Raw genomic sequence first — 9,705 nt, 5'->3', positions numbered from 1 at the left:
GCTCCAGGATTGAGTGACCAGCCCAAACCAACCCAGGAGGCTTCCTCGTTGGGTTCTAAGGCTGCGTGATAAGAAAGGGCGAGCGGATAACCACCCTCAGGGCCAGGAACTTCCAGTAAAGGCAGCCCGTAGGTGAAATCTCCTGTCAGAGGATTGACCATATCGGTCGTATCGATCGGTTCGAAGTTCGTGGCTTCGGGTGCCGTCGGACCTGCTGTAAGTGCAAATGCCACGCTCGGCGCAAATAGCTGATTCAGCAAGGTAAACATCAGGAAAAGCGCTATGCTTTTCCTGATTCTCAATTTGGCTTTTTTTGTGATAGGCATCGGTGTAAGGCTTTAATGTTCATTTAATTTGTGTGTCGGGCAGCTGAGCAATATCCCCGGAACTTACTTTATAATCCAGGTTGCCAATATTCAGCCCAAACTCTTTTATCTTCAAGTCCATTTCCTTTGCATCCTGCAGTTCGGAACGGTTGAAAACCAGTAAAACTTCGTTCTCCTTCCCCATTCCATAGGTCTGCTGAAACTGGCAGTCTGCCGCTTCAACTACTTTCCCTTTGTCGGTGACGATGCTCACGTTCGGTCGCAGCCTGAATGCCAGGGTCTGTACCATTTCGCTATACTGTTCATATGGCAGTTGCCGAAGTAACTCTTTACCGTTGGCCGACAGTCCGAGTACGAAATAGTATTTACTCTTTAAAACCTTCAAAGAGGCCGGATCGCTCCTATGGGTTTTCGAGGCCAGCATTTGCCAGGGTAAATAGGTCAAGGCTGATTTTACTTTGTTCACTTCGTAAGTGCGAGTTAATCCATGGGTCGAATCCTGCACATATTTTTCCAGCGCAGCTTTGTTTTTTATAGGTCGGGTACATGACACCAGGGCCATACCCGCCAGTAAACTAACAAGGGCCAATAAGAGCTTTTTCATAAACCATTATTTTGTTTTGGTGCCGGGCAGATATTCTTTGTTTAAACCATCCAGGACATCGCTGGTAATGTCAAGACCTTCCCTGGCATAAGCGATCGTGCCGGATTGATTAGCTATCAGGATCATTTTATAGTTGTGAGCCTTGCCATATTTTGTCAGATATGCATTGATCTGCGCAACTACACTTTGGGTTAGCTTTCCGTCCTCCTGTCTTGCATTTTCCTGGATCGCGCGCTGATAATCCTCCAACTGCTTCTGTTTCGACCGGATTAGCTGTTTAGCCAGATCCTGTTCTTTCTTGGACATAGTGGCAATACTTTTCTCATATTTTGCGATCGAGGTTTTCACATCGTTGGTAAGGGTGTCGATATTAGCCTGCCACATCTTTGCTTTAGACTCATAAGCCTTTTTTGCTTCAGCCGACCCCTTGTAATCATTGAGTATTTTGCCTGAATCCACATAGGCGATCTTGTCATCCTTTAATGTCATCGCTCCGAGCAGGAATACGACTGCGGCAACTACCAGGGTGTGATAGGCCAGTTTCAGGTAATTAAATTTATTTGTCGCGGTTGTTTTGTTGCTTACTGTTTGCATAATAGTAATTTTTAATATCGGTGTTGTTTTAGTATAGTCTGTAGTAAATACCGGGGAGCTTTAGAGGTTACGTGGTTCACAGGCAGCTACATAGCGCATAGGCCACCCGTTTCACCGGAAAAACCACCGGTAAGGCATAAGAAAATTATCAAAAACGAGGTCCGGACTGTCTGTTTTTTTGGCAGACAATAGTCGGTCGTAAAAAAAAATTAAAGGCCGTTTAGCGGTCGGTCTGCGATCAATGCGCAGATTAAGAAAACCTATTCAGGAACGAAATTAAAGGCTGCTTTTTTCATGTGATTTAATAGGGTTTGGTAAAATGTAGTTCTCTAAAAACTCTATATCTAATTTACAATATTTTTTCATATTAACAATAAAGAAATGAAAATATTTCTCTTAAATTAATGTGATAAGTTCAGATATTACTAGTATTTTATTGATTATTAGTTATTTATTAAAATGTTTCCAAATAAATATCCAGTATCATTTTTTGGGGTTTTTCGTCATTTTCCAAAGACACTTCCTTACGCAGTGCCACTGAGCGGATAAAGCCTGTTCCGGCTGCGTGCTCAAGGCGATACAATGCCTTTAGAAGCGCAAAATAATCCCCCTCAAAACTCAGCTTTTGGAGGCGGATGCTTCTACTTTGCGATATCAGGCCAGCCGCAGGGACCTCGGTCAGTTTCACATTTTCTTTCCCCGCAATTTCCGCTACCTGGGATAGTGTATTGCTGCGGAACCCGGCTGTATCCGCTTTGAGACGGCCGAGTAACTGGCCTAATTCTGTTAGTCTTCGCTTGTCATATCCAATTGATCTTCCTGGCGTTGTATATGTAGCCAGCATTTCATTTATCTTTGTATTTTCCTGCCAGGCACGAATTGTGTTTTTAAAAGCTAACAGATAGCCCAGCAGAGCAAGTGTGGCTACAAACGCAGGCAATATCCATTTTGATTCCATAATCCCTCGCTGCATTGTCTTAATAATTTAAAGTCATTACAAAAATGCCGGTACGCAGGTCACGGTCGTAGGCGTAGCTGTCCATGCGGACTTGTTTCACCCAAGGCCTGAGCTTTATTCTTGCCATCCATTCACTGACCGTGACAACCTTATCAGATGTACCAATAATTTTGAGCATCCTGTCAGCAAATACTGTTGCCTTCTCGCTCCGGCTTGCGACAATGTCCTGCGGATCTACCGCAACTTCTCTCAGCTGTACTTCTTCAGGCATCAATGAGGCCAGTTGATCTATCAGGATGCTTTTTTTTGTGCCATCCTCCCATCCCATGTCTCGCAGTAGACGTTCTTTTTCCGTTATAGCGGCTTGTCTATCCGATGAGCTAAGGGCACTTCGTTCAAACTGGCCGGCCTGTAGAGATAATTGTTCATTCGCCTGCTGCAAATGTGACAAAAACAGAAAATTGGTCAGTAGCAGTACAAAAAAAACGGCTATGACTACAGAAGCGTTTGTGCGAAACTTATTACGAGCCAATCTTGCTGTCAATGTACTATCCAATGCCGGGGCCATTGCCGCGACAGGCTTCAGCGCGTCATTCATCACAAGCTGGAAGGCAGCCGCATAAGGGACCAACAGCCGTTCATCAATCCTCTCGGAGGCGAGCTTTACTGGAAATTGTGCAGCAGAGCCTTCTTTAAATTGATAGTCTATCCATTCACTCTGCGGACTTCTCGTAACGTAATGACCCGCTATGGTTATTTCTGATTCATACAGGTTGAGCTGATGGATGATATGAACAATAGGGAAACCGCCAAGACTCAGCATCAATGGCACCCATCCCATTTCTTTGAGTTGACTTAGCCATCGATCGGCCTCCGTTTTCCTGATCATGGAAACAAAAGACCATTGGCCGGATGGGAAATGCTGTACATAAAAGTCTTCCAGATTCGCGTTGGGCATGATACCGCCAAAAACCTGCTGATCAATGGACTCTAGTTTTTCTACCCGCTTATGTAATATTCCTTTGCCTGTTAGATTAAGTGCTACAGCTGTTTTTGCGCGCAAATAATCTGTCACTCCACTTAATGAAGTTATTCCGCTTATTTTTTCTCCCAGGTGAAGTTCTTTTCCACGTGCCGAAACGCTACACAAATGCCACTGGATAGTCCCATCATTACGCATTTCAAGGCTAATCCCCGTCACGTTGCTAATCCGGTAATAAGGTTCGAGTATATTCATCGTATTTAGCGTAAAATGGTCGATTTTATAAATAAAACGGTCGTCACTTTGGTAGCTGTTTTTGTCCTGGAACTGAAAAGCCATTTTAAAATTGGTATCCTGGATAATATGGGCGTACCTGATGCATTCAGGTCATTTTCAGTCCTTTCTATCCCACCCAGCAAAATGGTATCCTCGCTATGCACCCTCAATGTGGATTCGAACTGGCTGATAGACTGCGGAGGTGGAGAACCATCTGTCGGTATGGTTGTAAAATCGGACACGTTGACCTTGATAGCCAGCGTCACCTGGTCATCTCCGGAAACCACCGGTTTAATATCTATAGACAAATCCGCGTCGACAGGCGTATAGGTATTGGTAAAAACCGATGTAGATGTACTGGCGGAAGGATAAAGGTTTTGAGTGGTATTTTTATAATAAAGCTTGCTCCCAATACTCATTTTTGCGGGATGACCGTTTAATGCCGTTAGTTTAGGTATGGAGCGTATATCTATATTATTGTTATTTTCCAGCGCCTGCAGGCTGACGTAAAAATTAGGAACGACATGGCCGAGATTGATCGAAGTAAATTTGCTGATACTGCTCAAAAAGTTGTTCACTGACGTAGCGCTGAATGTAAAGTTAACGCCGGGTAGGACTGAGCCGCCGGTCTTCACACTATCGGATACCCCTGCGGAAATGCCGGTAGAAATGGTTCTGGTCTTGTGAAAATCGATCATGGTCACTTCGATCAGCACAACCGGTACCAGGATATCCAGGGATTTGATAAAATTTTCCGCTTCGTTGATCTGGCTGATCGAGCCGGAAAGCAGTATGGTATTTTGCTCTCTGAACTCTTTGATCTCAAGCCCCTTTTTCCAGTCTGCTGGTATCATACTCATGATGGTATCGATAGATCGGTTCTGGAGGTGTACCGCCTTAAAGGTTCTCAGACCCTCAATCGTCTTGTCGCCAATCAGGTAAATGCCGTTTTCATTTTGAAATGTATAATTTGTCCCCCGGAAGAGCAACCCCAGAAATTCATCATAAGTAATATCATTAACATGGATGTCTATATTTCCCTTAAGTTCGGTATAGATGGAGTAGTTCTTATTCAATTCCTGTGAGACTTGTTTAACCAGGTTGGTGATCGGGGAGCCAACCGCATCTGCTGAAAGCAGCTTCTGCCCGTTAACCACGCGGCTAAAGACCTGTGCAGAACCGGCGGGTGCTCCGGATGCAGGAGGCCGGAAAGTGCGTCTGGTGGAAGTCGCTTTATCACCGGTAACATAGAGCTCCTCGTTATCGGCAAGTGGTTGAAAAACATAAAAGTTATCGTTTGTTTTGACGACCTTTATTTCATTGGCAAATGCGAGTTTGTCCATTGCGTTTTCGAACGGTGCAGCGGAGATGAAGCCGGATACCCGCTTAGTTTGCAGACCGCCCTGAATCACAATATTTTTTCCCGAGATTTGGCTGATTTTTTTCGCTACGGCAGCAAGGCTATCATTGTCCAGGGATAAGGACAAGGTATTATCTACAGCATTATAGTGTGCATTAATTTCCTTCAACGGTATTTTCACCTGTTGCACGGGTTCCTGGAAGGGGCTGATGTATAGAATGGAGCCAACGATACCGATATCCAGTTTATACTTTTGGGCGAGGAACACCAGCACATTGGATGCGGTTACATCGTTGAATGAATCGTTGACGGTAAAATTCAGCTTGGGGTCGATGCTGATACTTATAGCATTAGAAGACGAAATTCCGGATAAGTATTGTTGTATGCTCCCGCCAACGATCTGCAGCTGTACCTTTTGATTCAAGCCGGGCACAATCCTGGCCAGGCTGTCCAATCTTTTCTGCAGAACCTGTATGCGGCCTTGCTGCGCGAACAGGCTTACGGAGCAGCAAAGCATTGCGAGAATCAGTAATGGGCGGATAAAAGTCTTTAACATAGTTTAAACCTGTTTTAAAAATTAAATAATAGCGGGTAGATCTCCTCCACCGACGACAGCCCTTCGGCAAACAATCTGAAGGCGTTTTCCGCCAGCGTTTGGATGTTACGCTGTTCTAACAGAGCCCTAATATCCATATTGCGGTTTTTGATCTCACTGGCCAGTTCCCCATCGAGGGGTATCACTTCATATACCGCCTTGCGCCCCTTATAGCCGGTGTAATAGCACTGCTCGCAGCCTTTGGCAATGAAGTGATGTTCAACCTTTGCAAAAGGGGTGAACTGTTTTGGATAGAGACTTTCATCGAAAGATGCCTTTTCCTTACAATGTGAACAAAGCAGGCGAACAAGCCTTTGGGCGACCGTCGTGTTCAGTGTGCTGGCTACCAGGAACGGCGGTATCCCCATATCGATGAGCCGGGAGACGGTGCCCCAGGCTGAGTTGGTGTGGATCGTCGATAAAACGAGGTGTCCGGTCAGCGCGGCCCGGATGGCCATATTTGCTGTCTCCTGGTCGCGGATTTCACCCACCATGATCACGTCGGGGTCCTGCCGTAAAAAGGTTCGGAGGGCGGCACCAAAGGTTAACCCGATCGATTCTTTCAGCTGAACCTGGTTTACCCCTTCCAGTGTATATTCTATCGGATCTTCGATAGTCAAAATATTTCTTGTTTCTTTATTCAGAAGCTTCAAAGTGGCGTATAAGGTTGTTGTTTTGCCCGAGCCGGTGGGCCCGCTGATGAGCAATATGCCATTTGGCCGAAGTACGCCCTGAAGATAGTTATCGAGGTCGAACGCCGAAAAGCCGAGGCTATTCAGGTCAATGTTGGTTGCGTCGTTGTTCAGCAGGCGCAACACCACTTTTTCGCCGTGAAGCGCAGGCAATATGGATACCCGTATGTCAAATTGATGATCTTTGTATTTGAAGCTGATACGTCCGTCTTGTGGCAAGCGTTTTTGTGCAATATCGAGATCCGACAGCACCTTTATTTTATTGACAAGCGCCGGGTATTCTTCCTGTTTTAATAAATAGCGCTCCACCATCATTCCGTCTATTCGTATCCTTACACGACATTTGTGTTCATAAGTTTCAATGTGGATATCACTGCTTTTCAGGCTTTTCGCTTCTTTGATCAGGCTGGTAAGGAAATCGTCTGTACCAATTGAGTCCTGCAACCGGGAAGCATCCTGTAGTGCATTGTCTTTCAGGTAGTATTTGGAAAGCAGCATTGCAATGCGACTTTCCGGCACAGGGTGGAGCGCTATGGGCAAGCCGAGAAGCACTTCCAGCTCCGTAGATAAGGCCACCACATCCGCAGAATCTTCACAATACAGACAAAGCTCCTGCTGAGTACGTTTACCCGGCAGCACCCGATAGTGCCAGGCCTGGTCTTTAGTGAGCCAGTGCAGGTCGTCCGTTTTAATTATGATCTCTTCGGCGGTGTTCATCGTGTCATCAGGTTAAGCAGCCAATAATCATCGGTCAGGCTGAACCAATGCAATGTCCAATCCTGTATCAAGAACACACCAAAAAAAAGAGCCTGCAAACCAGCCAGCGGTACACCTCTACTTTCTTTTACACCTCTTTTTTCCGCGAGCGACCATATCAGGATGACAAGGATCAGGCTGGAGATATAAAACAGTAAGAAATTTAATGCAGACAGGTAAAAAGCGCAACAGAACAATAATAAGATGTCTCCCCAGCCCAACAAGCCACCGCTAACATTTGTCCACTTGCGGTTTCTAAGGGAGAAATAGATCGAGATCAGTACCAATTGAAGCACCAGAAAAATCGTATTGAACAATGCAGGTATCCATTTGCCGCCGAGTCCGCGATGATCCAGCCCGTAAAGCAGCAGAAGAGCTACTGCAAGCAACGGAAATATCACCCACGATACTGCACGGCTTTTCATATCCTGTATGAAAACCAGGATCAGTCCCAAAATAGTTATGAGTTTTAATACAAGCATGTCAGTCCGGTTTTACTTCCCTTAGATTTTTATCCTGATCGATCTCCCATACGTTGAAAGTACCATTCCCATTAAAATCCACTACAGCAGTAGCACGTCCTGTAAAAGTGGTGTTTGTAGCACCGATTACCTCTATCCGGTAATTGGCGCGGCCATCTTTACCGTCTGTAGCCAATTTTTCCTGGATATAACCCAGTTCAGCCAGGTCGCTGGTATACTTGGAATGCTCATAGAAATAATTCTTTTCGAGCACTTGCAGATGCTCAAGCTGTAGTTTGGCTTCTGTGCTTTTCGCTTTTGATATCAGGGGGAGCAAATTGGGAAGCACCAGCAATACCAGGATGCCAATAATCACCAGGACGACCAGTATTTCAGTCAAGGTGTATGCGTTAACCCGTTTATTCAGGGCAAAGGAATGAATTTTCATTGCTTTATGTTTTAGCTTAATTCTAACTTTTTATTTGAAGCATACCAGACTCTGGCCGCCATGCAACTGAAGTTGTGTAATTTTTGTAAGGATATTATCGATCTCCAGGCCGAAGTCGGAGATCGATAATTATGTTGTTTATGGACTTGGTAAAGCCCGGATTAAAGTTTTACAAATTTGCCTTCTGCCACCATGTCCTGGGTTTTGCTGTTAAATATCCTTACCATATAGGTCCCGGGAAGTAAGCTTGAAACGTTACCTTGCCAGCCCGGCTGCGGAGAAGCAACCTCTTTCACGACAGTACCCATAGTGCTGACGATCCTGATCTTATAGGCTGCGGCGCCGGCAGATTCATCTTTAACAGAAACGTTAATATTGCCGGTCGCAGGGTTCGGGTAGATTGATATTTTGCTGTTTACCAGGTCGTCACCTTTGTCTGAATATTCAACAGGTACTACTTTTGAATAAGAAATGGCGTTATTGATATCTTCCTGTTTCAGACGGTACAAATTCGTTCCGGATAACGGGCTTTTGTCGATAAAACTATAATTACCGTTGCCGGCTGCCTTTACCGCGCCCAGCACGTCGAAGGTCTTTCCGCCATCAGTGCTGCGTTCCACTGTAAAGTTGGTATAGTTCTCCTCGTTCCGGGTTTTCCAAACTGTTTGTACCTGTCTTACTGTCTGCAGCTTGCTTGCTGTAAAATCAAGAAGCTTGTAGGCCAGTGCAGGATTCTGTTCGATCACAAGGCTGAAGCGCTGATCTCCGAAACTTGTATTGTCGCCTTTGCTGATGGTGAAATCGTAGGTATTCTTTACCCGGAGGTTCACCGAATCCTTTTTCTGGGCATCCACCAGCCAGATGTTGTACAATTGAGGTATTGCCGCAACTTCACGCAGATTAAAGTGATAGGTTCCGTCACTTGTGGCGTCGACATTCAAACCGATTACGCGGCGGTCCTTACCCGGCAGCGGCTGCTTGTCGATACCCAATTGTATACCATCGGTAGATAAGCTGGATAAGCTTACTGTGTTAAAGCCTAAACGGTATCTTGCATCTTTGCCCGGTTCGAAATTTGTCTTATTAGCCGGATCGAACCAAAACAGCACATCTTCGGCGTGAAGCGCATCGGCGTTCATTTCCAGGCGCACATGGGGATGACCGGCGTCTGCTATTGGTGATTTACTTAATAATAAAGGGGTATTAGGGTCACCGTTTACCAACTGATGGTTCACTTTGGCATTTTCGGTAAAAGTCAGCGTTGCACCGGAAGCTGTCGCCGTGATAAAGAATCCCTGGCCGCTGACAATATACTGGCTTGCACCGTTGGTGCCGCCAGTGGACTGATCGTAATTTCCATAGCTTCCTGTCGCCGGGTTAAGTTCAGATATCTGGGTCGATATGTTTGACGTAATGATGCCACCGCTATTTATAGTAGTCCAGTCAATGGTGCTTGGATAAGGATTGCCGACGAGGTTCAAGCCGTTCGCACCTGCAGAGGTTTGGCCGAATGAGGTTGTGCCGTCCAACCAATAATGGCAAGTAATATTTCCGATATTTAGCAAACCTGTTGCCTGAACCGCTCCTGCTACAGGAACAGTACCTGTATCATAAGGCAATAGGGTCTCCGGACTATGCCCGCGCCACCAGAAA

10 protein-coding genes are annotated in these 9,705 nt (G+C 45.6%); all 10 read right to left on the bottom strand.

Translation table 11 applies throughout. From position 1 onward, the window contains the following. On the bottom strand, positions 1-326 hold a 326-nt coding region (locus VIM89_RS08170), incomplete at its 3' end, for a hypothetical protein (protein WP_488155659.1). 19 nt (positions 327-345) lie between these two features. Beyond that, on the bottom strand, positions 346-930 hold the full coding sequence (locus tag VIM89_RS08165) for a hypothetical protein (RefSeq protein ID WP_488155658.1): 585 nt from the start codon (positions 928-930) through the stop codon (positions 346-348). Positions 931-936: 6 nt separating this feature from the next. Continuing rightward, complete coding sequence (locus tag VIM89_RS08160) at positions 937-1,524, bottom strand: OmpH/Skp family outer membrane protein (protein ID WP_488155657.1); 588 nt, start codon at positions 1,522-1,524, stop codon at positions 937-939. A 454-nt stretch (positions 1,525-1,978) separates the two neighbouring features. Then, the gene (locus tag VIM89_RS08155) at positions 1,979-2,497 is read right to left on the bottom strand and encodes a hypothetical protein (protein ID WP_488155656.1); all 519 of its coding nucleotides are present in this window, start codon (positions 2,495-2,497) and stop codon (positions 1,979-1,981) included. A 4-nt stretch (positions 2,498-2,501) separates the two neighbouring features. After that, entirely contained in the window at positions 2,502-3,803 is a 1,302-nt protein-coding gene (locus VIM89_RS08150; RefSeq protein WP_488155655.1) for a hypothetical protein, read from the bottom strand. Further along, positions 3,725-5,656 (bottom strand): hypothetical protein, encoded by a 1,932-nt coding sequence (locus VIM89_RS08145; RefSeq protein ID WP_488155654.1) that lies wholly within the window; start codon positions 5,654-5,656, stop codon positions 3,725-3,727. Before VIM89_RS08145 ends, VIM89_RS08150 begins: the two co-directional genes overlap by 79 nt. 14 nt (positions 5,657-5,670) lie before the next feature. Then, entirely contained in the window at positions 5,671-7,104 is a 1,434-nt protein-coding gene (locus VIM89_RS08140; RefSeq protein ID WP_488155653.1) for a GspE/PulE family protein, read from the bottom strand. Further along, positions 7,101-7,625, bottom strand: coding sequence for a hypothetical protein (locus VIM89_RS08135; RefSeq protein ID WP_488155652.1), 525 nt, complete (start codon positions 7,623-7,625; stop codon positions 7,101-7,103). The genes VIM89_RS08140 and VIM89_RS08135 overlap by 4 nt, the downstream gene beginning before the upstream one ends. Position 7,626: 1 nt before the next feature. After that, positions 7,627-8,052: a type IV pilin protein gene (locus VIM89_RS08130; protein ID WP_488155651.1), complete on the bottom strand. Its 426-nt coding sequence runs from the start codon at positions 8,050-8,052 to the stop codon at positions 7,627-7,629. 161 nt (positions 8,053-8,213) lie between these two features. Next, the coding region (locus tag VIM89_RS08125) for a T9SS type A sorting domain-containing protein (RefSeq protein WP_488155650.1) at positions 8,214-9,705 on the bottom strand (1,492 nt) is incomplete at its 5' end.

This window comes from Mucilaginibacter sp., from assembly GCF_036568825.1.
Classification (GTDB): domain Bacteria; phylum Bacteroidota; class Bacteroidia; order Sphingobacteriales; family Sphingobacteriaceae; genus Mucilaginibacter.
The sequence above is the reverse complement of the archived record's forward strand: the minus strand, read 5'-3'. Positions and strand labels throughout refer to the sequence as shown.

Coding starts and splice junctions, on each gene's coding strand:
- VIM89_RS08165 (WP_488155658.1), bottom strand. CDS start 930: ATGAAAAAGCTCTTATTGGCCCTTGTTAGTTTACTGGCGGGTATGGCC.
- VIM89_RS08145 (WP_488155654.1), bottom strand. CDS start 5,656: ATGTTAAAGACTTTTATCCGCCCATTACTGATTCTCGCAATGCTTTGC.
- VIM89_RS08135 (WP_488155652.1), bottom strand. CDS start 7,625: ATGCTTGTATTAAAACTCATAACTATTTTGGGACTGATCCTGGTTTTC.
- VIM89_RS08160 (WP_488155657.1), bottom strand. CDS start 1,524: ATGCAAACAGTAAGCAACAAAACAACCGCGACAAATAAATTTAATTAC.
- VIM89_RS08140 (WP_488155653.1), bottom strand. CDS start 7,104: ATGAACACCGCCGAAGAGATCATAATTAAAACGGACGACCTGCACTGG.
- VIM89_RS08150 (WP_488155655.1), bottom strand. CDS start 3,803: ATGGCTTTTCAGTTCCAGGACAAAAACAGCTACCAAAGTGACGACCGT.
- VIM89_RS08155 (WP_488155656.1), bottom strand. CDS start 2,497: ATGCAGCGAGGGATTATGGAATCAAAATGGATATTGCCTGCGTTTGTA.
- VIM89_RS08130 (WP_488155651.1), bottom strand. CDS start 8,052: ATGAAAATTCATTCCTTTGCCCTGAATAAACGGGTTAACGCATACACC.